The organism is Streptomyces sp. NPDC021224 (assembly GCF_044332905.1).
GTDB lineage: Bacteria > Actinomycetota > Actinomycetes > Streptomycetales > Streptomycetaceae > Actinacidiphila.
Window position 1 is genome coordinate 1077508 of sequence record NZ_JBIRPW010000001.1, and the last position, 25146, is coordinate 1102653.

Here is a 25146-nt window from a genome sequence, read left to right on the forward strand (position 1 = left end):
TGTGTCGGTGTGCTTTTCTGGTGAGGCGGGTCGAGGCACCGCCCGACCGCCCCCACCTCCCGAATCCCGACCCCCGAAAGGGGTGATCCACCATGTCCGCGACCGCGTCCCCCACCCCCGCGCAGCCCGGCACCGTGCCGAGGAACGTGCGCTGGGTACTGCTCGGCGTCATGCTCGCGATGTTGCTCTCGATGCTCGACAACATGGTCGTCAGCACCGCGATGCCGACGATCGTCGGCGATCTGGGCGGCCTGGAGCACATCTCCTGGGTCGTCACCGGCTACACGCTCGTCACCGCCGTCACCACCCCGATCTGGGGCAAGCTCGGCGACCTGTTCGGGCGCAAGCCCCTGTACCTGGCGTCCATCGCCGTGTTCGTCGCCGGATCGGCGCTGTGCGGCGCGGCCGGATCCATGACCGAGCTGATCGCCTTCCGGGTCGTGCAGGGCATCGGCGCCGGGGGCATCGGCGCGGGCGCCTTCGCGCTGATCGGCGCCCTCGTGCCGCCGCGCGAGCGCGGCAGGTACCAGGGCATGACCGCCTCCGTCATGGCGATCGGCACGGTCGGCGGCCCGCTGCTCGGCGGCTTCGTCACCGGCCACTTCGACTGGCGCTGGGCCTTCTACATCAACCTGCCGCTCGGCCTGGTGGCCCTGGGATGGCTGTGGCGGGACCCTGCACGTTCCCGCCCGGCGCATCGAGGCACGGATGGACTGGGCGGGCATCGCCCTGCTGACCGGTGCCGTCACCGCGATCGTGCTGGCCGCCACCTGGGCGGGCACGACCTACGCGTGGGGGTCCTGGCAGGTCGTCGGCCTCGGCGTGGCCGCCGTGCTCGGACTCGTCGCGTTCGTCGCCGTGGAGAAGCGCGCCGGTGAGCCGCTGCTGCCGCTGAGCGTGTTCACCAACCACCGCAACTACCCGCTGGCGATGGTGATGATCCTCGTCGCCGGTGTCGTCATGTTCGGTGCGGGCCTGTACCTGCCGCTGTTCCAGCAGACCGTGCAGGGCGCCTCCGCCACCGACTCCGGGCTGCTGATGCTGCCGATGATGATCCCCGTGGTGATCGTCTCCACCGTCGCGGGCAAGATCATGTCCGCGACCGGCAGGTACAAGGTCTTCCCCGTCCTCGGGGCCGTGTTCCTCACTACGGGCCTGGGGCTGCTGGCCACCATGGGCACCGGTACGTCCTCCTGGCTGACCTGCGCCTACATGGTCCTCGTCGGGATCGGCCTCGGCTTCACCCTGCAGATGGCGGGCACCATCGCGCAGAACAGCGTGCCGCTGCGCGACATGGGCGCCGCCATGAGTTCGGTCAACCTCTTCCGCACGCTCGGCGGATCCCTCGGTGTCGCCGTCTTCGGCTCGCTGTTCACCCGCGCCGTCGGGCCCGCGGTGCCCGCGGGTGCCGGGGCCGACCCCGCCGCCCTGCGGCACCTGCCGGCCGGAGCGCACGACGCCTACCTGGACGCGGTCACCACCGGCACCGGCCACATCTTCGCGACCGCCGCGATCCTGTGCGCGCTCGCTTTCGTCGCGGCCGTCCTCGTCGTCGAGGTTCCGCTGAAGAAGGCCGGTCCGCGGCCCGCCGCCGACCAGGGCAAGGCCCCGGCCGTCACGGCCGGTTGACCCCTGCCGCACCCAGCGCCCCGGAGCGCACCCGCCCGCCCGGCGCAGCCGAAAGCCCACCCCCCAGGGCGAAATTCAGCACGAAACGTAACCACGGCACCGCATCCTGTGATGTGCTGGTCAGAGCACACCGCACCATTGCCCCGGTCTCCGCCCGGGACGGGGACCGCGGGGAGTACGCGAGGGACGGGGCGTCCGGCGGAGGAGGAGAGGGCGACCGGCGGGGACGGAGGCTGGGCTGTGGGGGCGGATCGGATCAGACGGTGGGAGTCCGGGGCGCTGGCGCACGGGGTGTCGGACCCGTTCGGGCAGGGGCCGTTGCCGTGGCTGCGCGGGGAGTCGGAGTACGCGGACCGCGAGGAGGGCGGCGAGCCGGCCGTGCCGTGGTACGTCGATCTCGCCGCGAGCAGCGGTGAGGCGCCGAGGCGGCCGCATCTGCCGGGGCCGCGGATGGCGGACGACGTACGGCGGCAGATCAAGGGGTTCGCGTCGGCGGGCGGTGTCGCGCCGGGCGGTGCGCTCGACTTCCGGATCACGGTGGATCCGCCGCAGGAGTTCACCGTGGACGTCTACCGGATCGGGCACTACGGCGGTGACGGCGCGGCGCTGGTGAGCGCGAGCCCGCGGTTGTCGGGGATCGTGCAGCCGGCGCCGCTCGCCGCGGGCCGTACGGTCTCGTGCCACCACTGGTGGCAGTCGTGGCGGCTCCAGGTGCCGCCGAACTGGCGGACGGGCGCGTACGTCGCGGTGCTGACGACGGCCGACGGCTACCGCAGCCATGTGCCGTTCACGGTGCGCGATCCCGCGGCCTCCGCGGATCTGCTGCTGCTGCTCCCGGACGTGACGTGGCAGGCGTACAACCTGTATCCGGAGGACGGCCGGACGGGCGCGAGCCTGTATCACGCGTGGGACGGCGAGGGCCGGCTGCTGGGCGAGGCGGACGCGGCCGGGACGGTGTCGTTCGACCGCCCGTACGCGGGCGCGGGCCTGCCGCTGCACATCGGGCACGCCTACGACTTCGTGCGGTTCGCGGAGCGGCACGGCTACGACCTGGCGTACGCGGACGCCCGCGACCTGCACGCGGGGCGGGTGGATCCGGCGCTCTACCGGGGGCTGGTCTTCCCCGGGCACGACGAGTACTGGTCGGCGCCGATGCGGCGGGCGGTGGAGCGGGCCCGGGACCTGGGCACCTCGCTGGTCTTCCTCTCGGCGAACACCATGTACTGGCAGGTGGAGCTGTCCGCGTCGGCGTCGGGGGAGCCGGACCGGCTGCTGAGCTGCCGCAAGCACCGCGGGGAGGGGCGCGGCGGCAAGGTGAGCCTGTGGCGGGAGCTGGGGGAGCCGGAGCAGCTGGTGATGGGCGTGCAGTACGCGGGCCGGGTGCCGCAGCCGTCGCCGCTGGTGGTGCGGAACGCCTCGCACTGGCTGTGGGAGGCGACGGGCGCGGGGGAGGGGGACGAGATCGAGGACCTGGTGGCGGGTGAGGCGGACCGCTACTTCCCGCGGGTCCCGCTGCCGGAGTCGACCGAGCGCATCCTGCTCGCGCACTCCCCGTACGAGGCGGCGGACGGGCGGCGGCGGCACCAGGAGACGTCGCTGTACCGGGCGCCGAGCGGGGCGTACGTCTTCGCGTCGGGCACCTTCGCGTGGTCGCCTGCGCTGGACCGGCCGGGGCACGTGGACGCGCGGGTCCAGCGGGCGACGGCCAATCTGCTGGACCGTATCTGCAAACGGGACTGACCCCGGGCGGTGAGCCCCCGCGCGCCGCATCCCCTCCCGTACGCGAGAATCGGGGGCTGAACCACCTATTTGGGGAGGACGACCCATGCCCGGATTCGTCGACAAGCCGGAGCCCGCGCAGGTACCCGGACTGGTCCATCTGCACACCGGCAAGGTGCGTGAGCTGTACCGGGACGCCGACGGGAATCTGGTGATGGTCGCCAGCGACCGCATCTCGGCCTACGACTGGGTGCTGCCCACCGACATCCCGGACAAGGGGCGGGTGCTGACCCAGCTGTCCCTGTGGTGGTTCGAGCAGCTCGCGGACCTGGTGCCCAACCATGTCCTGTCCACCGACCTGCCCGCGGGCGCGCCCGCGGAGTGGGAGGGGCGGACGATGGTGTGCCGTGCGCTGGACATGGTGCCGGTCGAGGCGGTGGCCCGCGGGTATCTGACGGGCTCGGGCCTGCTGGAGTACGCCGAGCACCGCACGGTGTGCGGACTGGCCCTGCCCGAGGGCCTGGTGGACGGTTCGGAGCTGCCCGCGCCGATCTTCACCCCGGCGACGAAGGCCGCGGTCGGCGAGCACGACGAGAACGTGTCGTACGAGGAGGTCGCCCGTCAGGTCGGCGCGGAGACGGCGGCCCGGCTGCGGCAGACCACCCTCGCCGTCTACGGCCGCGCGCGCGACATCGCCAGGGAGCGCGGGCTGATCCTGGCCGACACGAAGTTCGAGTTCGGCTACGTGCCGGGCGCGGACCCGCACGACCTGGTCATCGGCGACGAGGTGCTGACCCCGGACTCCTCCCGCTACTGGCCGGCCGACCAGTGGGAGCCGGGCCACGCGCAGCCGTCCTTCGACAAGCAGTTCATCCGCGACTGGCTGACCTCGCCCGCGTCCGGCTGGGACCGCACCGGCCACACCCCGCCCCCGCAGCTGCCGGCCGAGATCGTCGAGCAGTCCCGGGCCCGTTACATCGAGGCCTACGAGTGGCTCACCGGGACCCCCTGGACGTGACCCCCGCGCCACGGCGTGCGAAAGGCCCCGGTCGTGACGACCGGGGCCTTCGCTTCACTGGAGCGGACGACGAGATTCGAACTCGCGACCCTCACCTTGGCAAGGTGATGCTCTACCAACTGAGCCACGTCCGCAGGTGGTGCCGTTACTCTACCCGATCGGCTCAGCGGACCGGAAACGCCTTTCCGGCCGCGGCACGGGGCACCGGGCGACGGACGCCGGACCCCGGGTGACGGACCCCGGACGCCGGACCCCGAGTGACGGACCCCGAGTGACGGACCCCGGGTACGTCGAAGGCCCCGGTCGTGATGACCGGGGCCTTCGCCTGACTGGAGCGGACGACGAGATTCGAACTCGCGACCCTCACCTTGGCAAGGTGATGCTCTACCAACTGAGCCACGTCCGCAGGTCGTGCAGAACACTCTACCCGATGGCCCGATCGCTCCGGCCGGGAGGCCGGTGACCAGGACGCCTTGGATAGGCGATCCGAGCGGGCGACAGGAATTGCACACTGCCCCTCCCCCCTGGAAGGGGGGCGCTCTGCTACTGAGCTACACCCGCATGATGTCCGCTGACCTGGGCTTTTCGGCCCCCGCCCTCGGCGTGATCCCCACACTAGCGGAAGAGTGGGGGTGGATGTCCAATCAGCGGTGCCCGGCCGCGTCGTTGCCGCGGACCGGGCTCCGCCTGCCCGGTGGGCCCTCAGCCCGCCTTGCTGAAGGCCTCGTAGACCTTCTTCGGGATGCGCCCGCGCGCCGGCACCTCGAAACCGTTCGACTGCGCCCAGGCCCGGACGGTGGCCGGGGTGGGCGCGATCGGCGTGCGCTTGTAGGCGCGGCCGGAGAGCGTACGGCGGCGGCCGGCCTCCACGTAGGGGGCGAGGTCGCTGCGCAGTTTGTCGGCGTTCGCCGCCGAAAGGTCGATCTCGTACCACTGCCCGTCGACGCCGAATGCGATCGTTTCCGCGGCCTCGCCTCCGTCGAGATCGTCGGCGAGGGTGACCAGTACGCGTTGCGCCATAGGAATCGGTCCTTTCGTGCGTCGTCGGCGTACGGCAACGAGGCCGCGCCGCTGGGGCCTTGGGCGGTCCGCCCGGCGGCGGGCCGCCGACCGGCCCTGCCGGTGCGGGCACACCGACGCGCAGGGTGTCGACAAATGTGCATTCAGGGCGGTGCTGTGCGGTGTCACAGAATGTGCGGTGCTGGGACGGCAGATGTTACTGATAATTCCCGGCCCTGTGTCATCCCAAGCCTGTTCGTCATCGGGGACCCTATGATTTTCCGCCGCGTTTCCCCAGGCATTTCGGCAGCCGATACATAAACGTGATGCATGATCAGCGGCTCATCCGAAGGCGGCGGAGTCCGGACTCTCATATCTACTCGCGTAGAATTTCTCACCGGGTACGCTGGGGGACACCTCACGTACCACACCACCGGGAGTGCCAGTGGCACGCGTCGTAGTCGACGTCATGCTCAAGCCGGAGATCCTCGACCCGCAGGGCCAGGCTGTGCAGCGCGCGCTGCCCAGGCTGGGCTTCGCCGGGATCTCCGACGTCCGCCAGGGAAAGCGCTTTGAACTCGAGGTGGAGGGCCCGGTCGACGACGCCGCGCTCGCCCGCATTCGGGAGATGGCGGAAACCTTTCTCGCCAACACCGTGATCGAGGACTTCGACGTAAAGGTCGAGTCGTGACTGCCCGCATTGGCGTCGTCACATTCCCCGGCACGCTCGACGACCGCGACACCCAGCGCGCGGTCACCCTCGCGGGCGCCGAAGCCGTACCGCTGTGGCACCGCGACAAGGATGTCAAGCAGGTCGACGCGGTCGTTCTGCCGGGCGGCTTCTCGTACGGCGACTATCTGCGGGCTGGGGCGATCTCCCGCTTCTCGCCGGTGATGGCGACCGTTATCGAACAAGCGCACGCGGGAATGCCGGTGCTGGGCATCTGCAACGGTTTCCAGGTGCTGTGCGAGGCCCACCTGCTGCCGGGCGCGATGCTGCGCAACACCGGGCTGCACTTCGTGTGCCGCGACCAGAAGCTGCGCGTCGAGACCCCCGCGACCGCCTGGACGGCCGACTACGCCGCCGGCGAGGAGATCTCGATCCCGCTCAAGAACATCGACGGCCGCTACACCGCCGACGAGCGCACCCTCGACGAGCTGGAGGCCGAGGGCCGGGTGGTCTTCCGCTACCTCGCCCGCGGCGAAGCCGCTGAGGGATACGGCAATCCGAACGGCTCGCTGCGCGACATCGCCGGCATCAGCAACGCCGCCGGGAACGTCGTCGGCCTCATGCCGCACCCCGAGCACGCCGTCGAACCGCTCATCGGCACCGGGCGCACCGACGGTCTGGCGTTCTTCACCTCGGTCATCAAGAAGTTGGTCAGCGCATGAGCGTCAAGAACCTCGACACCGTCCAGCACGCGGCCGAGACGCCGGACGCGGCGCAGCCCTGGAAGGAACTCGGCCTCAAGGAGGACGAGTACGAGCGCATCCGGGAGATCCTGGACCGCCGCCCGACCGGCGCCGAGCTGGCCATGTACTCGGTCATGTGGTCCGAGCACTGCTCGTACAAGTCGAGCAAGGTGCATCTGAAGCAGTTCGGCGAGAAGGCCCCGCAGACGGACGCGCTGCTCGTCGGCATCGGTGAGAACGCCGGTGTGGTGGACGTCGGGCAGGGCTACGCCGTGACGTTCAAGATCGAGTCGCACAACCACCCGTCGTACATCGAGCCCTACCAGGGCGCGGCCACCGGCGTGGGCGGCATCGTCCGCGACATCCTCGCGATGGGCGCGCGGCCGGTCGCCGTCATGGACCCCCTGCGGTTCGGCGCCGCCGACCACCCCGACACCAAGCGCGTGCTCCCGGGCGTCGTCGCGGGCGTCGGCGGCTACGGCAACTGCCTGGGCCTGCCCAACATCGGCGGCGAGGTCGTCTTCGACCCCTGCTACCAGGGCAACCCGCTGGTCAACGCGCTGTGCGTGGGCGTCATGAAGCACGAGGACATCCACCTCGCCAAGGCGTCCGGCGCCGGCAACAAGGTCATCCTGTACGGCGCCCGGACCGGCGGCGACGGCATCGGCGGCGTGTCCGTGCTGGCCAGCGAGACCTTCGACTCCACCGGCCCGTCCCGGCGGCCCGCCGTGCAGGTCGGCGACCCCTTCCAGGAGAAGCTGCTCATCGAGTGCACCCTGGAGCTGTTCGCGGAGAAGCTGGTCGCGGGCATCCAGGACCTCGGCGGCGCGGGCCTGTCCTGCGCGACCTCCGAGCTGGCCTCGGCCGGTTCCGGCGGTATGCGCGTCGAGCTGGACACCGTGCCGCTGCGCGACGCGACGCTCTCGCCGGAGGAGATCCTCATGAGCGAGTCGCAGGAGCGCATGTGCGCGATCGTCGAGCCGGACAAGGTCGGGCGCTTCCTGGAGATCTGCGAGAAGTGGGACGTCATCGCCACCGTCATCGGTGAGGTGACGGAGGGCTCGCGGCTGGAGATCTTCTGGCACGGCGAGCAGATCGTGGACGTCCCCCCGCGGTCGGTCGCGCACGAGGGCCCCACGTACCACCGCCCGTACGCCCGCCCCGACTGGCAGGACGCGCTCCAGGCCGACACCGCCGACACGCTGGCGCGCCCGGCGAACGGCGACGAGCTGCGGGCGCAGGTGCTGCGGGTCGTCTCCTCGCCCAACCAGGCGTCCAAGGCGTGGGTCACCGACCAGTACGACCGCTTCGTGCAGGGCAACACGGTGCTGGCGCAGCCGGAGGACTCCGGCGTCGTCCGCATCGACCCCGACACCAACCTCGGCGTCGCCCTCGCCACGGACGGCAACGGCCGCTTCGCGAAGCTCGACCCGTACGCGGGCGCGCAGCTCGCGCTCGCGGAGGCGTACCGCAACGTCGCCGCGACCGGCGCGAAGCCGCTCGCCGTCTCCGACTGCCTCAACTTCGGCTCGCCCGAGGACCCGGCGGTCATGTGGCAGTTCGCCGAGGCCACCCGCGGTCTCGCGGACGGCTGCCTGGCGCTGGGCACCCCGGTGACCGGCGGCAACGTCTCCCTCTACAACCAGACCGGGGACGCGGCGATCCACCCGACGCCCGTCGTCGCCGTGCTCGGCGTCATCGACGACGTCACGCGCCGCACGCCCATGGCGTTCGCGGAGCAGGGCCAGCTCCTGCTGCTGCTCGGCGACACCCGCCCCGAGTTCGGCGGTTCGGCCTGGTCGCAGGTCGTCCACGACCACCTCGGCGGGCTGCCGCCCGTGGTGGACCTGGAGCGGGAGAAGCTGCTCGCCGAGATCCTCATCTCCGGCTCGCGGGACGGCATGATCGACGCCGCCCACGACCTGTCGGACGGCGGCCTGGTCCAGGCCGTCACCGAGTCCTGCCTGCGCGGCGGCCACGGCGCCCGCCTCGTCGTCCCCGACGGCCTGGACGCCTTCACCTTCCTGTTCTCCGAATCCGCGGGCCGCGCGATCGTCGCCGTCCCCCGCTCGGAGGAACTGCGCTTCACCGACATGTGCGCGGCCCGCGGTCTGCCCGTGGCGCGCGTCGGTGTCGTCGACGGCGACGCGGTCGAGGTGCAGGGCGAGTTCACGATCCCCCTCACCGAACTGCGGACCGGCTACGAGGCCACGATCCCGTCCCTACTGGCCTGACCGCCCCTTCGCACCGCCCGACGGCGCGCCCCCCACGACGGGGAGCGCGCCGTCGTGCTGCGCGGCTCAGGCGGCGCCTTCGGCCTTCGCGAGCTTCACGGCCTGCGCGGTGACGAGCTTCGCCGGGACCTCGGGGGTGCCGGCGGCGGGCACGGCCTCGGCGCTCTCCAGCTGCGCCTGCGTGAGGGTGGGTGCGTCCCCGACCCTTCGGGCTCGGTGCGTTCGCCGCGCCCTTCCCCTCCCCGCCCCCGTCCCCGCAGCCCGCCGTCGTGACCAGCGCGGCCGTGAATGAGGGGTGCGGTGAACGGAGTTGCGGGGTCCGACCACCGGGGATGGAGGGGTGATCACTCGCATGAGTGAATGAATATGCTTCTGGCATATTCATTCATGCTGGGCCCTGAAGGGTGCGGCTCATGAGTGAACAAGCTGTCACCATGGGTTACGGGCTTCCCGGACGCCTTCCGGATAACGTGGACGACATGGAGCCTGAGACGTACGCCGCCCTCCGCCGAGTGGCCGAGGATCTGGCCGAGCTTCCCCAGGTGGGGAAGGTGGAGATCGCCGACGGCCACGTCATCGTCATGATGGCGCCGGTCAGGCGGCACGAACTCGCTGTCCTACGGCTCCGCCGCCAGCTGGACGCGCAGGTTGCCAGGACGCACCCCGGCTTCGTCGCCCACGCGGGCGCCCACCTCGAGGAGGCCGGACTCGGGAGGCTCCGCTGCCCGGACATCATGGTCTTCCCTGAAGTGGCCCTTGAGGAAACGGGATCGGCTCTGCACCCCCGCGAGGTGATGCTGGTCGTCGAGATCGTCTCGCGCTCGAACCCGCTGAACGACTACCGCGACAAGGTCGCCGACTACGCCGCCATGGGAATCCCGCACTACGTGCTCGTCGATCCTCGGGACGGCACGGGCATCGTCCACTCCCTGCCCGGCTATCCGCAGCGCACCCCGTTCGTCTTCGGGGACACCGTCGCGGTCGGCCCGTGGAAGCTCGATACGACGGTGCTGCTTCCCTATGGCTCCGGTGTGGTCATCGACGAGGAAGAGGCGGACACGCCCGGCGCGGCGAGCGCCTAGGTCTCCGCGAAAACCGCTGGCCCGGGGGTGGGGCGGGCTGGTTGGGTGCGGGGATGGGAAAAGGTGAGCTTCCGGGCGGGTACGAGATATCCGCCGACCCCGCACGGATCGATGTCGCGCGGGTGCACGCGTGGCTGTCGCAGGACGCGTACTGGGCGCGCGGGCGCGCCCGCGAGAAGCAGGACGCGGCCATCGCGGGGTCGTTGAACTTCGGGGTGTACGACAGCGCGTCCGGCGAGCAGTGCGCGTACGCGCGGATCATCACGGACATGGCCACCTTCGCGTGGCTCTGCGACGTCTACGTGGACCCCGCCGCCCGCGGCAAGGGCCTCGGCACCGCCCTGGTCGCCGCGATCCGCGACCACCTCGCCCCGCACGGCCTGCGCCGCATCCTGCTGGCCACGGCGGATGCGCAGGGCGTCTACGCGCAGGTCGGCTTCACGCCGATCGAGAACCCGGAGCAGTGGATGGTGCTGGGCCTCCAGATGTAGCGGCCCGCCGTCACTCCTCCTCGGTGGCCCAGCTCAGCAGTTGCTGGGTGTCCAGCCCGAAGCCGACGGGCTCGGGAAGGGGAACCGTCTTGCCGAAGGGGACGGTCAACCGCCCTGCATACGCGCCCTGTTCGGGCCGGCTGTGGACGGTGACCTCGCGCGTGTCGGGGTCGACGAGCAGGTACACGGGGATCCCGGACTCCGCGTACGCGCGCGGTTTCCCGACGCGGTCGTGCTGCGTGGTGTCGCGGTCGAAGGACGTGACCTCGACGACCATCAGCACGCCGTCCGGATCCGCCCACTCGCCGGACCGGACGAAGTGGGCCGACCGGAACGAGCGTGGCCGTAGGGCCCGGCAGCCGCCGGGAAGCGGCGGGCGGCCTCAGCGCGCGGCCCGCGCGGTTTCGTGGGACCAGGTTGCGAGCAGGCGCAGGGCTGTCGCGGAGGGGGAGTCGGGTTCGACCGTGTGGATGACGAGGGCCTGGTCGGGGGTGTCGGGGAGGCGGAAGGTCTCGAAGGCGAGGTCGAGAGGGCCGACCACGGGGTGGTGGTAGCGGTAGCCGCCGTGGGTCTTGTCGCGGAGGCGGTGTTCGGACCAGACCTCGCGGAAGAGGGGGCTGGACGCGTCGAGTTCGGCGAGGAGGGCGGCGAGGGCGGGGTCGTCGGGGTGGCGGGCCGCGTCGAGGCGGAGGTAGGCGGCGACGTCCTGGGCCTTCGCGCGCCGGTCGGCGTACAGGCTGCGCGTCGCCTCGTCGAGGAAGACCAGGCGGGCCATGTTGCGTTCGCGGGGCGGCAGCGCGCCGAAGTCGGTGAGCAGGGCGGCGGCGAGCGTGTTCCAGGCCAGGACGTGGGTGCCGCGGCCGATGACGTACGCGGGGACGTCGGCGGCGGAGTCGAGCAGGCGGCGCAGCCCGGGGCGTACGCCGTCGGGGTACGGGTGCGGGTTCGGGTCGGTGGGGGAGGCGGGGGCGGCGGGGCGGGCCAGCCGGTAGAGGTGCTCGCGTTCGACCGCGTCGAGCCGCAGCGCGCGGGCGACCGCGTCGAGGACGGCCTCCGAGAAGTGCAGGGTGCGGCCCTGCTCCAGCCGGACGTAGTGGTCGACGCTCACCCCGGCGAGCTGGGCCAGTTCCTCCCGGCGCAGGCCGGGGACGCGCCGCAGGCCGCCGTGCCGGGGCAGTCCCAGGTCTTCGGGGCGCAGCCGGGCGCGGCGCGAGCGCAGGAAGTCGCCCAGTTCGGTCCGTCGGTCCATCGCCATGCCCCAAGTATCGCGGCAGAGGGGGACGGTGGGCGCGCGGTGCCTGGTCATGCCGTGCCCAGGCACGGGAGGGCCGTGGCTGCGCGGCGCGAACCCGGCGAGGGTGGGAGGACCGGAAGCGTTCCGGGGCCCGGCGCCGACCGGGCCGCGTACACGGGGAGTTCACCGTCATGAGCAGCATGGACACCGTCCCGCTCGGCCGCAGCGGCCTGCACGTCTCCCGCCTGGGCTTCGGTTCCTGGGCGGTCTCCGGCTCCAACTGGTCCTACGGGTGGGGTGACACGGACGACACCGAGTCGATCGAGGCGATACGGCACGCGGTGCGCTCGGGCGTCAACTGGATCGACACCGCCGCGGTGTACGGCCACGGCCACTCCGAGGAGCTGGTCGGCAAGGCGGTCGCGGGGCTCGCCCCGGCCGAACGCCCCTACCTCTTCACGAAGGTGGGCCTGGTGTGGGACCCGGCGGACCCCTCGGCCGCGCCCCTGCGGACGATGCGGCCGGACAGCGTACGGCGCGAGGTCGAGGACTCGCTGCGGCGGCTCGGCGCCGAGCACATCGACCTCTACCAGGTGCACTGGCCCGACACCGGTGAGGTGCTGGGCGAGGGCGGCTCCCTCGCGCCCGTGGACCCGACACCGCTGGAGGTCTACTGGCAGGTCATGGCCGACCTCAAGGCCGAGGGCAAGGTCCGTGCGATCGGCCTGTCCAACCACGCGCCCGCGCTGCTGGACGCGGCCGAGCGCATCGCGCACGTGGACGTCGTCCAGCCGCCCTTCTCCGCGATCAACCGCTCCGCGGCGGACGAGATCGCCTGGGCGCACGCCCACGGCACGGGCGTGATCGCCTACTCGCCCCTCCAGTCCGGACTGCTGACCGGCACGTTCTCCGCCGAGCGGGTCGCGGGTCTGCCCGCGGACGACTGGCGCCGCTCCCACCCGGACTTCACCACCGCCCTCCCCGCCAACCTCGCCCTCGCCGACGCGCTGCGCCCGATCGCCGCCCGCCACGCGGTGAGCGTCACCGAGGTCGCCCTCGCCTGGGCCCTGGCCTGGCCCGGTCTGACCGGCGCGATCGTCGGCGCCCGCACCCCGGCCCAGGTCGACGGCTGGCGTGACGCCGCGTCCCTGCGGCTGACCCCGGAGGACATCGAGGAGGTGGCCGCCGCGATCACCGCGACGGGGGCGGGTACGGGCCCGGCCCGGCCGTGAGACCGCGCCGGGGGGCCGCGTAGCCTTGGCCGGCGGCACCAACGCCGTCCATGACGACCCATCGGGGAGGAGCACCGCCGTGCCGCTGGTTTCCGTGGTGATGCCCGTGCACAACTCCGCGGCCACACTCGGCGCATCGGTGCGCTCGGTGCTCGCGCAGACCCACGCGGACGTGGAACTCCTCGTCACCGATGACGCGTCCACCGACGACTCCATGGACCTGCTGCGGGAGCTGGCCCGCCAGGACGAGCGTGTGCTCCCGCGGGCCGCGCCCGAGCAGGGCGGTGCGGCCAGGGCCCGCAACCTCGCCATGGAGCGGGCGCAGGGGGACTACGTCGCGTTCCTGGACAGCGACGACATGTGGCTCCCGGAGAAGCTGGAGCGGCAACTCGCCTTCGCCGCCGCGGGCGACGCCCCGCTGACGTTCACCTCCTACTACAAGGTCGACGGCGACCACACGGGCGAGGCCTGCGACTTCACGCCCAACGGCCGCGTGGTCGCGGCACGCGAGCGCGTGACCTACCGGGACATGCTGGTGCAGGACCACATCGGCGCCCTGACGGCCATGTACGACCGCGACGCGCTGGGCACGAGGCTCATGCCGGACATGCCGAAGCGGCAGGACTACGCCCTGTGGCTGTCGATCATGCGCGACGGGCACCCCGCCCGCGGCCTCCAGGAGCCGCTCGCCGTCTACCGCGCGGGCCGCGCCGGATCGCTGTCCTCGAACAAGCTGGCCCTGGTGGAGCACAACTGGCGCCTCTACCGCGAACACGAGCACCTCTCGGTGCCGCGGTCCACGCTGGCGCTGTCCGGCGCGGTGTGGCACTCGCTGCGCAAGTCCCGTATCTAGGGTCTGTCGTTTGGATCTCCGTGGAGGAAGGAGCGGGGTCCGGTGCGTGCAGCTGCAAGGCGGAGGAGGGAGGCAACGCGGAGCGTTGTCGACCGACGACAACGCTGGGGGCACCTCCCGCCGAAGGCAGGGGGAAGATGTGCGTGCCGGGGCACGCGACGCCGCGGAGATCCAAACGACAGACCCTAGTCCCGTGACCGGAACGGCCGACCGCGATCGGAAGGTGATTCGCGGGACGAGCGCACACGAATCGGCTGGTATTACTGGGGCATGCAGGAAGAGACCGCACGCTCCGCGATCGACACGTTCATCTCCGCTTTCAACGCCTCGGACGACAGCTATGTGACCGCCCTGCTCTCCCAGGCCCTGACCTCGGACGTGGTCTTCTGGGGGCCGCTGGGCCGCAGCGAGGGAATCCTGGCGGTCGAGCGGTTCGTGCTGGACATCCGCCGCCACCCGGCGGGGACCGGCACGATGGTGCGCTGCTCGGCGGTGGACATGCCCGACGAATGGGCCCGGTACCAGTGGGTCTTCACCACGCCGGACGGCGGCCCCCGGCTCGCGGGAACGGACGTCGTCCACCTGCGGCGGAGCCTCATCGACCAGCTCATCGTCTTCGCGGGCGAGATCGAGCCGACCGCCCCCTGAACCGGTCTGCCGCCGCCCCCACGGGCCTCATCGGGTCGGCCCGGAAAGCGTCTGCGCCGCGGCCAGGTCCAGGACGAACCACACGACCTTGCCGACATGACGGCGCGGGTACGTCCCCCAGCGCGCCGCCAGCGCCTCCACCAGCAGCAGGCCCCGCCCGCCCTCCGCGTCCGGGGCGTCCGCCGGGCGCGGCACCGGCGGGGCCTCGCACGCGTCCGCGACCTCCACGCGGAGCAGCCGGCCCGGGGCCAGCTCGACGTCCACCGCGACGAGGCGCCCGGTCGGACGGACGGCGTGCCGCACGGAATTCGTCACCAGCTCGCTGAGCAGCAGCTCGGCGGTCGCGCTCGCCGCGCCGTCCACGTCCCACTCCGCGAGCTGCTGCACCAGCAACCGCCGCGCCCGCTTCGGCGACCTCGCACTCCGGGTGAACGTCCACCCCGTGCACACACCCGGGCCCTGCACCGTGCTCATACGCGTCTTGCGGATGTCGTCGCCCTGATGACGCGCGCCCTGACCATCCGCCAGTTCTCGTCAGCGCTCGTTCCCGGCCTGTTCCAGACTGAGGCGTACGCCCGTGCACTGTTCGAGTCGGCGGACCCGTCGCGTTCCGCAGACAGGGTGGCGGGGATGGTCTCCGCCCGGCTGGCCCGCAGGTGGCTGCTGGACGACCCAACGACGCCCAAGTTTTGGGTCATCCTGCACGAAAACGTCCTGCGGATGCCCGTCTGTGACCGCGAAGGGATGCACGAGCAGCTCATGCACATCGCGCAGGTCGCTCGCTCCCGGCGGGTGACCTTCCAGGTCATGCCGGTGGCGGCGGGCGCGCACCCGCTGATGGGAAGCGAAGTCACCCTGATGACCTTCCGCGACGCCCCTCCCGCCACGTACGTCGAAGTCGCCCGCTCAGGGCATTTGTTGGATTCGCCGGACATGGTGACCGGCTACGCCGAGGCCTACGATTTTGCGCGGGCGATCGCCCTCTCGCCGGCGGCGTCCCTGCACATGATCGAATCAGTGGCCAAGGAGTTCAGCGCGCAATGAGCACATCGCAGGTCCCCGTCACTGCCCAGTGGCGTACGTCGTCGTACAGCAACTCCGACGGCGGCAACTGCGTCGAGGTCGCGGACGGGCTCACCGGTATCGTGCCCGTTCGCGACTCGAAGGATCCCGAGGGCCCCGCCCTCGTCTTCGGCGCCGACGCGTGGGTCGCCTTCGTCGGCGCCGTGAAGGCGGGGGAGCTCGCGGGCTGAGGGTCAGCTTCCCGATGCGAGCCGCTGTGGAAGCTACCCAGGGAGGCCTGCGGGCGCCCCGCCTGCAGACAACGGTGCCGCGCTCAACGACATACTGTCCGCCTGTCGCCCGGACGACGACTTCGCGTGGGACGTTCAGGAGGCGCGGGAGCTGCTCACGGATGGGCCGAGTGCGTCGTCCCGACGCCTGACAAGACGCGATCGAGGTCGGCGGTCGTCGCGGCGACGAGGCGGATCTGCCCCCGGGTCACGAGGTGCGCGTAGCGCTCGGAGTGGGGTGCGGCAGCAGGCATGGTGCCCCCGCTGTTGTGCGGCGGAGCCGTTCCGCCTCGTGCTCCATGGGAGCAGAGGAGGCTATGCGCGGACGGGCCTGAGCGCCCCGCGCGCCCCCCGGGCGGCAGTGCCGTGGACAGGCCCCCGCCCGCGGTGCCAGCATCGGGACGGTGACTGTCGAGGAGAAGAGCCTGTTCAGGCACCGGGACTTCGCGCTGCTGTGGGCCGGGCAGACCGTCAGTGAGGTCGGGTCGCAGATCTCCGTGCTCGCGCTGCCGCTCGTGGCCGTCGTCGTGCTGGGGGCGAGCGCGTGGCAGGTGGGGCTGCTGTCGGCGGCCGGGACGTGCGCGTATCTGCTGGTCGCGCTGCCCGCGGGGGCGATCGTGGACCGGGTGCGCAAGCGGCCGCTCATGCTGGGGTGCAACCTCGGGCTGCTGGTCGTCATGGGGTCCGTGCCGGTCGCGCACGCGTGCGGGGTGCTCACGCTCGGACAGCTCTACGGGGTCGAGTTCGCGGACGGTGTGCTGTCCGTCTTCTTCGTCGTCGCCTACCAGAGCCTGGTGCCGCACCTGCTGCGCGACGAGCAGCTCATGGACGGCAACGGCAAGCTCGCCGCGACCCAGTCGGGCGCGCAGATCGCCGGGCCGGGGCTCGGGGCCGGGCTCGTCTCGGCCTTCGGGGCCGCGACCGCCGTCGTCGCGGACGCCGCCTCGTTCGCGGTCTCCGCCGTCACGCTCGCCGGGATCCGCACGCGCGAACCGAAGCCGGAGAAGGCGGCGGGCGGGCCGTCACTGCGGGCCCAGATCGCCGAGGGCCTGCGGCACGTGCTGCGCGACCCGATCCTGCGCAACTCCGTCGCCTTCAACGGCACCGCGAACTTCTTCGTCATCATGGTCGAGACGCTCGGCCCGGTCTTCCTCATCCGCACCCGGCACGTCGACCCGGGCCTGGTCGGGCTGCTGCTCGCGCTCGGCGCGGTCGGCGGCGTCGCGGGCGGGGCGGCGGCGAAGTCGCTCGCCCGGCAGGTCGGCTCCGCGCGCATCAGCTGGATCGCCATGACCGTGCTCGCGCTGCCCGGACTGCTCATCCCGCTCTCGGGCAGCGGGCCGCGCGCGGTGCTCTACGGGGTCGGGTGGAGCGCCTGGACCTTCTCCTCCGTCGTCACCGGCATCTCGCTGGTCAGCTACCGGCAGGCGACCTGCCCGCCGGGCATGATCGGCCGGGTCAGCGCGGCCGCGCGCTGGATCACCTGGGGGACCCTGCCGCTCGGCGGCCTCGCCGGGGGCGCGCTGGCCAGCGTGCTGGGCGTACGGGCCACGCTGTGGATCGCCGTCGTCGGCGGCTGCTCCTCGGGGCTGTGGCTCTTCTTCTCGCCGCTGCGGCGCATGCGGGACATTCCGCTGGGCGGGGCGGTGGCGGCTGCCGCCGTCTGACCCGGCAGTGGCCAAGGGCCCTGACACCGCACCGGTGTTCGTGGTTGGCTGGGCCGGTCACTCACTCGCCCGAACCGAAGGCAGAGCATGTACGAGTACAAGGTCGTCACCTTCCGTGAGTCGCTGATAGGCGACGCGCTCGACAGCGACAAGCTGGAGAAGACGCTGAACAAGCACGCGGAGGACGGGTGGGTGCTGAAGGACATCACGTCCGGTGATGTGAAGGGGCGGGTCGGGCCCGGGGCCGTGGAGGGGCTGCTGCTCACGTTCGAGCGGCCTCGCCAGCGCTGAGGGCCGCGCCCCCGGCGCTGCGGGGTGCCACTGCGGTGGGCCGGGGTGTCGGACCCCGCGGATAGGCTCGGCCCATGTCGAACTCCGGGCGCCGGCGGGCGCGAGCGTACGATCCCGACCGCACATGGGGGGCGCTGCTCGCGCAGAGCGGGAACGTGCGGGACGCCGTGCGGGGGCTGGGCGCCGAGCAGTACGCGAGGCCTTCCGGGCTGCCGGGGTGGGACGTGCGGCTGCTGGTCGCGCACATCGTGCGGCAGATCGACGTGCTCGGGGTGCTGCTGGGGGAGCCGGAGCCGGTGGGCGGGCGGCGGCTGACCGGGCTGGACGCCTGGACGCAGGCGACGGAGCCGATCGCCGCGCAGCTGGACGCCGGGACGAAGGAGACGGCCGGGGCGATGGGGGATCCGGTCGCCGCGATCGAGGCGGCGGTGGAGCGGCTGCCGTCGCTGCGGGCGGAGGCGTTGCGGCCGGGGCGGCTGCTGCCGGAGCCGTTCGGGGGGATGCGGGCGCTGGACTTCACGGTGACGCGGCTGGTGGAGCTGGTCGTGCACACCGACGACCTGGCGCGGGCGACGGGCGCCGAGCCCGTGCTCGACCGGCAGGCGCTCGCCGCGACCGTGCGGGTGCTCGCGGACGGGCTCGCGGCGAAGGCGCCGGGGAACGCGGTGGAGGTGCGGGTGCCGCCGTTCGTGGCGGTGCAGTGCGTCGAGGGGCCCCGGCACACCCGCGGCACGCCGCCGAACGTCGTCGAGACCGACCCGCTGACGTGGGTACGGCTGGCGACCGGCCGGACGGAGTGGGCCGCGGCCGTCGAGGACGCGGCGGTCTCCGCGAGCGGTGAGCGCGCGGACCTGGCGGCGTATCTCCCGGTGATGCGCTGAGGCACGTCCACCCGGACGGCGTACGCCGGGCGGACGACACGGCCCGTGACCGTCAGCCGTTGACAGCCCGGTCAGTCCGTGGCACGTCCGTCATGCACTGCCGTATCCGTATCGTCCGGGAACGCACCCCTTCCGGGGTGGCGTAATTACGCCGGTAGACCCGTGTTCCCCGGGTGTGGCACGGCCCGCGCTCCTACTATCGACAACGGCGATGCCGACCGCTGAACCCGAACCTTCCGGTCGGGATCGCCCGGAAGACACGCCCGCCGGAACCCCCGTACCGGCGGGCGTTTCCGTGCGCGCACACCCGCGGAGCCGCCCGCAAGATCGTTCCCGGCCGCCGCACCGCCCACTTCCGGCCACCGGCGGGCGGCCCCTTCACGCGCTCTGCGCGATGCCGCCCCGGCGTGAACACCTGAGCCCTATGATGCGGGCGAAGTCTCGCCGGTCGGACAGGACCCCATGAGTGACCGGCGGCCCCGCCTTGGGGGGTACGTCACACCCCCGTGCCCCCCAAGGCGCTACGCGCATAGAAGTCCTGTTCGGCGGCACTCCGTGACCGTCCCCCGTTCGGACGACGCGCGATCCTGCCCTAGACTCGACAACGTGCCACGTGGTGACGGACGACTCAGCCACGACCTGCTCCCCGGCGAGAAGGGCCCCCAGGACGCGTGTGGCGTCTTCGGTGTCTGGGCCCCCGGCGAAGAGGTCGCCAAGCTCACCTATTTCGGGCTGTACGCCCTGCAGCACCGCGGACAGGAGTCCGCGGGCATCGCAGTGAGCAACGGCTCGCAGATCCTGGTCTTCAAGGACATGGGACTGGTGTCCCAGGTCTTCGACGAGACCTCTCTCGGCTCGCTGACCGGCCATATCGCCGTCGGCCACGCCCGCTACTCGACCACCGGCGCCTCGGTGTGGGAGAACGCGCAGCCGACCTTCCGGGCCACCAGCAACGGTTCGATCGCGCTCGGCCACAACGGCAACCTGGTCAACACCGCCGAGCTGGCCGAGATGGTCGCCGAGCTGCCGCAGACCCCGGGCCGGGCCACCAAGGTCGCCGCGACCAACGACACCGACCTGGTCACGGCCCTGCTGGCCGGGCAGAGCGACGCCGAGGGCAACCCGCTGTCCCTGGAGGACGCCGCCCCGCAGGTGCTGCCGAAGATCAAGGGCGCCTTCAGCCTGGTCTACATGGACGAGCACACCCTCTACGCCGCCCGTGACCCGCAGGGCATCCGCCCGCTGGTGCTGGGCCGGCTGGAGCGCGGCTGGGTCGTCGCCTCGGAGACCGCGGCGCTGGACATCTGCGGTGCGAGCTTCGTCCGGGAGATCGAGCCCGGCGAGCTGGTCGCGATCGACGAGCAGGGCGTGCGCACCTCGCGCTTCGCGCCCGCCCGCCCCAAGGGCTGCGTGTTCGAATACGTCTACCTCGCGCGCCCCGACACCGAGATCGCCGGCCGCAGCGTCTACCTCTCGCGGGTCGAGATGGGCCGCAGGCTCGCCGCCGAGTCGCCCGTCGAGGCCGACCTGGTGATAGCCACGCCGGAGTCCGGTACGCCCGCCGCGATCGGTTACGCCGAGGCCAGCGGGATCCCGTACGGCTCCGGCCTGGTGAAGAACTCCTACGTCGGCCGGACGTTCATCCAGCCCTCGCAGACCATCCGGCAGCTCGGCATCCGGCTCAAGCTCAACCCGCTCAAGGAAGTCGTCCGCGGCAAGCGGCTCGTCGTGGTGGACGACTCGATCGTCCGCGGCAACACCCAGCGGGCCCTGGTGCGGATGCTGCGCGAGGCGGGCGCCGCCGAGGTGCACGTGCGGATCTCGTCGCCGCCGGTGAAGTGGCCCTGCTTCTTCGGCATCGACTTCGCCACCCGCGCCGAGCTGATCGCCAACGGCATGAGCGTCGACGAGATCGGCGCGTCGCTGGGCGCGGACTCGCTCGCGTACATCTCGCTCGACGCGATGGTCGAGGCGACCACGATCGCCAAGCCCAACCTGTGCCGCGCGTGCTTCGACGGCGAATACCCCATGGAGCTGCCCGACCCCGAGCTGCTGGGCAAGCAGCTGCTGGAGGTCGAGCTGGCGGGCGGCGCGGACGCCGCCGACGCCCTGCGCAGGCCGTGAGCCCGGCCGCTTCCGCGATCCCCCGACACGAAAGTGCCTGCAATGCCTGAGACAAACGGTGCGAGCTACGCCGCCGCCGGCGTCGACATCGAGGCCGGCGACCGGGCCGTCACGCTCATGAAGGAATGGGTCCGCAAAGCGTCCCGCCCCGAGGTCGTCGGCGGCATCGGCGGCTTCGCGGGGCTCTTCGACGCCTCCGCCCTCAAGCGCTACGAACGCCCGCTGCTGGCCTCCGCGACGGACGGCGTCGGCACCAAGGTCGACATCGCGCGCCGGATGGGCGTCTACGACACCATCGGCCACGACCTGGTCGGCATGGTCGTCGACGACCTGGTGGTGTGCGGGGCCGAGCCGCTGTTCATGACCGACTACATCTGCGTCGGCAAGGTCCACCCCGAGCGGGTCGCCGCCATCGTCAAGGGCATCGCCGAGGGCTGCGTGCTGGCCGGCTGCGCGCTGGTCGGCGGCGAGACCGCCGAGCACCCCGGGCTGCTCGGCCCGGACGACTTCGACGTCGCGGGCGCCGGCACCGGCGTGGTCGAGGCGGACGCGATGCTCGGCGCGGACCGGATCCGTTCGGGTGACGCGGTGATCGCGATCGAGTCCTCCGGGCTTCACTCGAACGGGTACAGCCTGGTCCGCCATGTGCTGAGCGAGGCCAACGGCTGGGCGCTGGACCGCGAGGTCGCCGAGCTGGGCCGCACCCTCGGCGAGGAGCTGCTGGAGCCCACCAAGATCTACGCGCTGGACTGCCTGGCGCTCACCCGGACCACCGAGGTGCACGCCTTCGCGCACATCACGGGCGGCGGGCTCGCCAACAACCTGGCCCGGGTCGTCCCCGACGGGCTGAACGCCACCGTCGACCGCTCCACCTGGGTGCCCTCGCCGATCTTCAACCTGGTCGGGGTCGAGGGCCGGGTCGAGCGGTCGGAGCTGGAGCGCACCCTCAACATGGGCGTCGGCATGATCGCGGTGCTGCCGCAGAGCGGTGTCGAGGTCGCGCTCAGCGTGCTGGCCGACCGCGGGGTGGACGCCTGGGTGGCCGGCGAGGTCGGCGCGCGGGAGGACGGCGACGGGGCCGTACGGATGATCGGCGACTACGCGGGGTGACCCCGGGCACGACGAAACCCGGTCGGAGGCTGACCGCCCCCGACCGGGTCACCGCAGATGGTGCCGTTGCGGGTGTCGTTTACCGCGTCAAGCGCGACGGCGTTGCGACGACGCGGACGACGAACCCGAGGACTCGTCGCCCTCGTCCTCGTCGTCATCGTTGTACAGATCCGCGTACTGAGCGTACGGGTCGTCGTCGTCCAGCTCGTCGTCGTCATCGTCGTCGACGGACTCCGGATTGACCGGCATCGACGACGATGCGCCCAGCTCGTCAGCCAGACGGGCAAGATCCGTGCCGCCAGTGTTGTACTTCAACTGGCGGGCGACCTTCGTCTGCTTGGCCTTGGCCCGGCCGCGCCCCATGGCTCGACCCCCTTAACGGCGGGGCTCATGGCCCCGAGTCTTGACACGCGTTCATGATGCGGAAGGCCTCCTGCGCGGAGGACCTGCCCGTAGGGCCTCAACGGTACCTGCTTCCGACGCCGCACGGTACGTCGCCCGCACGACGCGCGTCGGAACAGGGGCTGTTCAAGGCCCTGTCCTGCCTGGTCAGGCCCGATTTTACCTTCTTCTAGCACCAACTTGCTATCGGGCCGTGCGTTCGGTCACGTGCGTCACTCCGGACTACTCGCGCATACTCGCGAGTACCCCCGGCTCGTTCACGGACGCAACCATTCCTCCGACGGTGTCCGCTCGGCCATCCGCTGCTCGGCGAGCCGGTCGGCGGCGACCGCGGGCGGCACCCCGTCGGCGCTCGCGCGCTCGAAAATCGCCAGCGTCGTGTCGTAGATCCGCGTCGCCTTGGCCTTGGCCCGGTCGAAATCGAAACCGTGCAGTTCGTCCGCGACCTGGATGACACCGCCCGCGTTCACCACGTAGTCGGGCGCGTACAGGATGCCGCGGTCGGCCAGGTCCTTCTCGACGCCGGGGTGGGCGAGCTGGTTGTTGGCCGCGCCGCACACCACCGTCGCCGTCAGGGCGGCCACCGTCTTGTCGTCGAGCGCGCCGCCGAGCGCGCACGGCGCGTACACGTCCAGCGGGGTGCGGACCAGCACCTCCGCGTCGCTGACCACCGAGACCTCGGGATGCCGGGCGGCGACCGCGTCGACCGCGGCGGAGCGCACATCGGTCAGCACGACCTCGGCGCCGTCCTCCAGCAGGTGGTCCACGAGGTGCTTGCCGACCTTGCCGACCCCGGCGATGCCGACCCGGCGGCCGTGCAGCGAGGCCGTGCCCCACTGCACCCGGGCGGCGGCGCGCATGCCCTGGAAGACGCCCCACGCGGTGAGCACCGAGGAGTCGCCGGCCCCGCCGTTCTCCGGGGAGCGGCCGGTCGTCCAGCGGTTCTCGCGCGCGACCACGTCCATGTCGGCCACATAGGTGCCGACGTCGCACGCCGTCACGTACCGGCCGCCGAGCGAGGCGACCGCGCGGCCGTAGGCCAGCAGCAGGGCCTCGGTCTTGTCGGTGTCCGGGTCGCCGATGATCACGGCCTTGCCGCCGCCGTGGTCGAGCCCGGCCAGCGCGTTCTTGTACGACATGCCGCGGGCGAGGTTCAGCGCGTCGGCGACGGCCTCCTCGTCGGAGGCGTAGGGGAAGAAGCGGGTGCCGCCGAGGCCGGGGCCCAGGGCGGTGGAGTGGAGCGCGATGACGGCCCGGAGGCCGGACGCGCGGTCCTGGCAGAGAACGACCTGCTCGTGTCCGCCCTGCTCCGATCGGAACAGCTTGGCGATGACACTTCCGGTGTCGGTTACGTCGGTCACGGTGGTGACTCCCATAGTCCGGTGGCCCAGTGGTGCGGATGGCTCTCGCCCCCGTGCGGGTGTGGTTCCTCGACCGAGCGCGATGCTGGGCTCAGCGTAGGCCCTCCCGGGGACGACGGCGTGGCACGCGGCCCCCACACCACCCCCTACGGATCGCGCGGGCCGCGGGGGTCGCCCGTGGGCGTGGCCAGTGGCCGGGATCACGTCCCGGGGGTGCGGGCGCGTGGGACGATCGACGGTGACGCCGTGGACGGTCGACGGGGACTCCGCGGCGGCACGGCGGCGCGAGGGAGCGGGTGTGAGCGGTTCACCGGTAGTGGTCCCGTACGCGGCCTATTTGCGCGTCTACGAGCCGCTGGCGGCCTTTCCCGAGCCCGAACGCACCCATTGGTACCGCTACGCCGCGGCCGGTACCTGCCGGACCGCGCAGGACGAGCTGCGGCAGTCGCTGGCGGCCCTGGTGCCCGTGCCGCCGATCGCCGTCCCCGTGCACGAGAGCGCCGACGCCTTCGTCGCCGAGATCGGCGGGGTCACCCACGTCTGCCCGTGGCGCACCCGGCTGCGCGGGTGGCTCGCGCTGGAGACCTTCGGGCAGCAGCTGCCGCAGCCGGTGCTGGACGCGATGCTGCCGCCGGTCGTGCGCCGGCAGGTCGCCGCCGACCACGACTCATGGCGCGAGCGCAACCCCGACGCCCGGCCCTGGATCCGCACCGCGACCTGGCACGTGCCCGTGCGCTGGTTCGTCCTCGTCGGGGACGACGAGCGGGAGTACGAGCCGGCGGGCGAGGGGGAGCGCAAGGAGCCGCTGCTGCGCTACCGCACCCCGATGGTGCAGGCCCGCCGCCGGGTGGCGCGGGGCCTGCGGGTGCTCAAGGACGCGCTGGACGACGGCGGCCCGCTCATCGACGGGCTCGTCGACGTCGGCCGCTGGCTGGAGGAATTCCACCCGCGCTCGCTCGTCGAGCTGGACTACGGGGGCCTCGTCCACATCATGGGCCCCGAGCGGCTGGCCGAGGACCGCTCGGCCGCGGACGTCGCCGAGGGCCTGGCCTCGCTGCGGGAGGGCGACTCGGCGGCGGCGAGCGTCGCGTACGAGCGGCTGACCGAGCGCTGGCGGGCGGTGCGGGAGCTGCAGTTCTCGAACTGATCTTCCGGTCCGGACACGGGGCAACCTCCTTGCGGGCGGAGGACGTTTCGGGCGTCCGGCCGGGGGGCGATTCGGATTTTCGGGTCAAGCGTGATGGAGAGCACGTACCTGGAGTCTTGCCTGGATCACCATCTGTCATGCCAAAATGGGACAACGGGTCCGCCTCGGGCTCGATTCGAAGGTGGGGATGTTGCAGTTGATCGTCCTGTGACTGATCGTCACGCTCGCGTGACTGTCCGTTATGGCACGGTCCATCGGCTTCCGCCGAGCTTGAACACCTGAGAGGGCAAATCCATCGGTTTGGCCGACGCGGCTGGAC

At 72.0% G+C, this 25146-nt stretch carries 23 protein-coding genes, 3 tRNA genes and 2 pseudogenes; 19 read left to right on the top strand and 9 right to left on the bottom strand.

Features of this window, described 5'->3' with window-relative positions; genetic code table 11:
- Positions 1 to 92 precede the first annotated feature (92 nt).
- The 3 genes and pseudogenes from ACH4PY_RS04775 to ACH4PY_RS04785 all read left to right on the top strand — a co-directional run bounded on the left by ACH4PY_RS04775 (position 93) and on the right by ACH4PY_RS04785 (position 4366).
- Positions 93 to 1629, top strand: a pseudogene (locus ACH4PY_RS04775) (MDR family MFS transporter).
- 240 nt (positions 1630 to 1869) lie between these two features.
- Positions 1870 to 3369: a N,N-dimethylformamidase beta subunit family domain-containing protein gene (locus ACH4PY_RS04780; RefSeq protein ID WP_398175872.1), complete on the top strand. Its 1500-nt coding sequence runs from the start codon at positions 1870 to 1872 to the stop codon at positions 3367 to 3369.
- Between the two features lie 85 nt (positions 3370 to 3454).
- The gene (locus ACH4PY_RS04785) at positions 3455 to 4366 is read left to right on the top strand and encodes a phosphoribosylaminoimidazolesuccinocarboxamide synthase (protein WP_398175874.1); all 912 of its coding nucleotides are present in this window, start codon (positions 3455 to 3457) and stop codon (positions 4364 to 4366) included.
- A gap of 58 nt (positions 4367 to 4424) precedes the next feature.
- Here ACH4PY_RS04785 and ACH4PY_RS04790 read toward each other — a convergent pair.
- The 4 genes from ACH4PY_RS04790 to ACH4PY_RS04805 all read right to left on the bottom strand — a co-directional run bounded on the left by ACH4PY_RS04790 (position 4425) and on the right by ACH4PY_RS04805 (position 5386).
- Positions 4425 to 4500 (bottom strand) — tRNA-Gly (locus ACH4PY_RS04790).
- Positions 4501 to 4696: 196 nt separating this feature from the next.
- Positions 4697 to 4772, bottom strand: a tRNA-Gly gene (locus tag ACH4PY_RS04795).
- Positions 4773 to 4855: 83 nt separating this feature from the next.
- Positions 4856 to 4927: transfer RNA gene (locus ACH4PY_RS04800), tRNA-Gly, on the bottom strand.
- A 141-nt stretch (positions 4928 to 5068) separates the two neighbouring features.
- Positions 5069 to 5386: an Lsr2 family protein gene (locus ACH4PY_RS04805; RefSeq protein ID WP_398175876.1), complete on the bottom strand. Its 318-nt coding sequence runs from the start codon at positions 5384 to 5386 to the stop codon at positions 5069 to 5071.
- Between the two features lie 424 nt (positions 5387 to 5810).
- Here ACH4PY_RS04805 and purS point away from each other — a divergent pair, with 424 nt between their 5' ends.
- The 5 genes from purS to ACH4PY_RS04830 all read left to right on the top strand — a co-directional run bounded on the left by purS (position 5811) and on the right by ACH4PY_RS04830 (position 10585).
- On the top strand, positions 5811 to 6056 hold the full coding sequence (gene purS / locus ACH4PY_RS04810; RefSeq protein ID WP_031516589.1) for a phosphoribosylformylglycinamidine synthase subunit PurS: 246 nt from the start codon (positions 5811 to 5813) through the stop codon (positions 6054 to 6056).
- Positions 6053 to 6757 (top strand): phosphoribosylformylglycinamidine synthase subunit PurQ, encoded by a 705-nt coding sequence (gene purQ / locus ACH4PY_RS04815; protein WP_398175878.1) that lies wholly within the window; start codon positions 6053 to 6055, stop codon positions 6755 to 6757. Before purS ends, purQ begins: the two co-directional genes overlap by 4 nt.
- Positions 6754 to 9012, top strand: coding sequence for a phosphoribosylformylglycinamidine synthase subunit PurL (purL, locus tag ACH4PY_RS04820; RefSeq protein ID WP_398175880.1), 2259 nt, complete (start codon positions 6754 to 6756; stop codon positions 9010 to 9012). Before purQ ends, purL begins: the two co-directional genes overlap by 4 nt.
- 479 nt (positions 9013 to 9491) lie before the next feature.
- On the top strand, positions 9492 to 10094 hold the full coding sequence (locus ACH4PY_RS04825) for a Uma2 family endonuclease (protein WP_398175882.1): 603 nt from the start codon (positions 9492 to 9494) through the stop codon (positions 10092 to 10094).
- Positions 10095 to 10147: 53 nt separating this feature from the next.
- A complete protein-coding gene (locus ACH4PY_RS04830; protein WP_398175884.1) occupies positions 10148 to 10585 on the top strand; it encodes a GNAT family N-acetyltransferase in 438 nt (145 codons plus the stop codon).
- A 10-nt stretch (positions 10586 to 10595) separates the two neighbouring features.
- On the opposite strand, the pseudogene ACH4PY_RS04835 reads toward ACH4PY_RS04830, so the two are convergent.
- A pseudogene (locus ACH4PY_RS04835) lies at positions 10596 to 10874 on the bottom strand (Uma2 family endonuclease); the annotation flags it as partial.
- Between the two features lie 93 nt (positions 10875 to 10967).
- Positions 10968 to 11840 carry a helix-turn-helix transcriptional regulator gene (locus ACH4PY_RS04840; protein ID WP_398175886.1) on the bottom strand — a complete coding sequence of 291 codons (873 nt, stop codon included), beginning with the start codon at positions 11838 to 11840 and terminating at the stop codon, positions 10968 to 10970.
- 170 nt (positions 11841 to 12010) lie between these two features.
- Between ACH4PY_RS04840 and ACH4PY_RS04845 the strand changes: the two genes are divergently transcribed.
- The 3 genes from ACH4PY_RS04845 (at position 12011) to ACH4PY_RS04855 (ending at position 14552) form a co-directional block, all read left to right on the top strand.
- Positions 12011 to 13051 carry an aldo/keto reductase gene (locus ACH4PY_RS04845; RefSeq protein WP_398175888.1) on the top strand — a complete coding sequence of 347 codons (1041 nt, stop codon included), beginning with the start codon at positions 12011 to 12013 and terminating at the stop codon, positions 13049 to 13051.
- 79 nt (positions 13052 to 13130) lie between these two features.
- On the top strand, positions 13131 to 13904 hold the full coding sequence (locus ACH4PY_RS04850; protein WP_398175890.1) for a glycosyltransferase family 2 protein: 774 nt from the start codon (positions 13131 to 13133) through the stop codon (positions 13902 to 13904).
- A gap of 270 nt (positions 13905 to 14174) precedes the next feature.
- Positions 14175 to 14552, top strand: coding sequence for a nuclear transport factor 2 family protein (locus tag ACH4PY_RS04855; RefSeq protein WP_398175892.1), 378 nt, complete (start codon positions 14175 to 14177; stop codon positions 14550 to 14552).
- A gap of 27 nt (positions 14553 to 14579) precedes the next feature.
- On the opposite strand, the gene ACH4PY_RS04860 is transcribed toward ACH4PY_RS04855, so the two are convergent.
- Positions 14580 to 15026, bottom strand: coding sequence for an ATP-binding protein (locus tag ACH4PY_RS04860; protein ID WP_398175894.1), 447 nt, complete (start codon positions 15024 to 15026; stop codon positions 14580 to 14582).
- Between ACH4PY_RS04860 and ACH4PY_RS04865 the strand changes: the two genes are divergently transcribed.
- The 7 genes from ACH4PY_RS04865 to purM all read left to right on the top strand — a co-directional run bounded on the left by ACH4PY_RS04865 (position 15012) and on the right by purM (position 21917).
- Complete coding sequence (locus ACH4PY_RS04865; RefSeq protein ID WP_398176098.1) at positions 15012 to 15596, top strand: DUF5753 domain-containing protein; 585 nt, start codon at positions 15012 to 15014, stop codon at positions 15594 to 15596. The two genes, ACH4PY_RS04860 and ACH4PY_RS04865, sit on opposite strands and share 15 nt — an antisense overlap.
- Positions 15593 to 15805, top strand: coding sequence for a DUF397 domain-containing protein (locus tag ACH4PY_RS04870; RefSeq protein WP_398175896.1), 213 nt, complete (start codon positions 15593 to 15595; stop codon positions 15803 to 15805). The genes ACH4PY_RS04865 and ACH4PY_RS04870 overlap by 4 nt, the downstream gene beginning before the upstream one ends.
- 443 nt (positions 15806 to 16248) lie before the next feature.
- Positions 16249 to 17511 carry an MFS transporter gene (locus ACH4PY_RS04875; protein ID WP_398175898.1) on the top strand — a complete coding sequence of 421 codons (1263 nt, stop codon included), beginning with the start codon at positions 16249 to 16251 and terminating at the stop codon, positions 17509 to 17511.
- A gap of 87 nt (positions 17512 to 17598) precedes the next feature.
- Positions 17599 to 17802, top strand: coding sequence for a DUF4177 domain-containing protein (locus ACH4PY_RS04880; protein ID WP_398175900.1), 204 nt, complete (start codon positions 17599 to 17601; stop codon positions 17800 to 17802).
- Between the two features lie 74 nt (positions 17803 to 17876).
- Positions 17877 to 18683 carry a sterol carrier family protein gene (locus tag ACH4PY_RS04885; protein ID WP_398175902.1) on the top strand — a complete coding sequence of 269 codons (807 nt, stop codon included), beginning with the start codon at positions 17877 to 17879 and terminating at the stop codon, positions 18681 to 18683.
- A gap of 606 nt (positions 18684 to 19289) precedes the next feature.
- On the top strand, positions 19290 to 20807 hold the full coding sequence (purF, locus tag ACH4PY_RS04890; protein ID WP_398175904.1) for an amidophosphoribosyltransferase: 1518 nt from the start codon (positions 19290 to 19292) through the stop codon (positions 20805 to 20807).
- 42 nt (positions 20808 to 20849) lie between these two features.
- Positions 20850 to 21917, top strand: coding sequence for a phosphoribosylformylglycinamidine cyclo-ligase (gene purM / locus ACH4PY_RS04895; protein ID WP_398175906.1), 1068 nt, complete (start codon positions 20850 to 20852; stop codon positions 21915 to 21917).
- A gap of 87 nt (positions 21918 to 22004) precedes the next feature.
- Here purM and ACH4PY_RS04900 read toward each other — a convergent pair whose 3' ends face one another.
- The gene (locus tag ACH4PY_RS04900; protein ID WP_398175908.1) at positions 22005 to 22280 is read right to left on the bottom strand and encodes a DUF3073 domain-containing protein; all 276 of its coding nucleotides are present in this window, start codon (positions 22278 to 22280) and stop codon (positions 22005 to 22007) included.
- Between the two features lie 296 nt (positions 22281 to 22576).
- Positions 22577 to 23695 carry a Leu/Phe/Val dehydrogenase gene (locus ACH4PY_RS04905; protein ID WP_398175910.1) on the bottom strand — a complete coding sequence of 373 codons (1119 nt, stop codon included), beginning with the start codon at positions 23693 to 23695 and terminating at the stop codon, positions 22577 to 22579.
- A 283-nt stretch (positions 23696 to 23978) separates the two neighbouring features.
- Between ACH4PY_RS04905 and ACH4PY_RS04910 the strand changes: the two genes are divergently transcribed.
- The gene (locus ACH4PY_RS04910) at positions 23979 to 24827 is read left to right on the top strand and encodes a hypothetical protein (RefSeq protein WP_398175912.1); all 849 of its coding nucleotides are present in this window, start codon (positions 23979 to 23981) and stop codon (positions 24825 to 24827) included.
- Positions 24828 to 25146 lie beyond the last annotated feature (319 nt).

Bases quoted from the DNA above. Each gene is read 5' to 3' on its own strand.
- ACH4PY_RS04785 (WP_398175874.1), top strand. From the start codon at position 3,455: ATGCCCGGATTCGTCGACAAGCCGGAGCCCGCGCAGGTACCCGGACTG.
- ACH4PY_RS04805 (WP_398175876.1), bottom strand. From the start codon at position 5,386: ATGGCGCAACGCGTACTGGTCACCCTCGCCGACGATCTCGACGGAGGC.
- purL (WP_398175880.1), top strand. From the start codon at position 6,754: ATGAGCGTCAAGAACCTCGACACCGTCCAGCACGCGGCCGAGACGCCG.
- ACH4PY_RS04825 (WP_398175882.1), top strand. From the start codon at position 9,492: ATGGAGCCTGAGACGTACGCCGCCCTCCGCCGAGTGGCCGAGGATCTG.
- ACH4PY_RS04830 (WP_398175884.1), top strand. From the start codon at position 10,148: ATGGGAAAAGGTGAGCTTCCGGGCGGGTACGAGATATCCGCCGACCCC.
- ACH4PY_RS04840 (WP_398175886.1), bottom strand. From the start codon at position 11,840: ATGGCGATGGACCGACGGACCGAACTGGGCGACTTCCTGCGCTCGCGC.
- ACH4PY_RS04845 (WP_398175888.1), top strand. From the start codon at position 12,011: ATGAGCAGCATGGACACCGTCCCGCTCGGCCGCAGCGGCCTGCACGTC.
- ACH4PY_RS04855 (WP_398175892.1), top strand. From the start codon at position 14,175: ATGCAGGAAGAGACCGCACGCTCCGCGATCGACACGTTCATCTCCGCT.
- ACH4PY_RS04860 (WP_398175894.1), bottom strand. From the start codon at position 15,026: ATGAGCACGGTGCAGGGCCCGGGTGTGTGCACGGGGTGGACGTTCACC.
- ACH4PY_RS04870 (WP_398175896.1), top strand. From the start codon at position 15,593: ATGAGCACATCGCAGGTCCCCGTCACTGCCCAGTGGCGTACGTCGTCG.
- ACH4PY_RS04880 (WP_398175900.1), top strand. From the start codon at position 17,599: ATGTACGAGTACAAGGTCGTCACCTTCCGTGAGTCGCTGATAGGCGAC.
- ACH4PY_RS04885 (WP_398175902.1), top strand. From the start codon at position 17,877: ATGTCGAACTCCGGGCGCCGGCGGGCGCGAGCGTACGATCCCGACCGC.
- purM (WP_398175906.1), top strand. From the start codon at position 20,850: ATGCCTGAGACAAACGGTGCGAGCTACGCCGCCGCCGGCGTCGACATC.
- ACH4PY_RS04900 (WP_398175908.1), bottom strand. From the start codon at position 22,280: ATGGGGCGCGGCCGGGCCAAGGCCAAGCAGACGAAGGTCGCCCGCCAG.
- ACH4PY_RS04905 (WP_398175910.1), bottom strand. From the start codon at position 23,695: ATGGGAGTCACCACCGTGACCGACGTAACCGACACCGGAAGTGTCATC.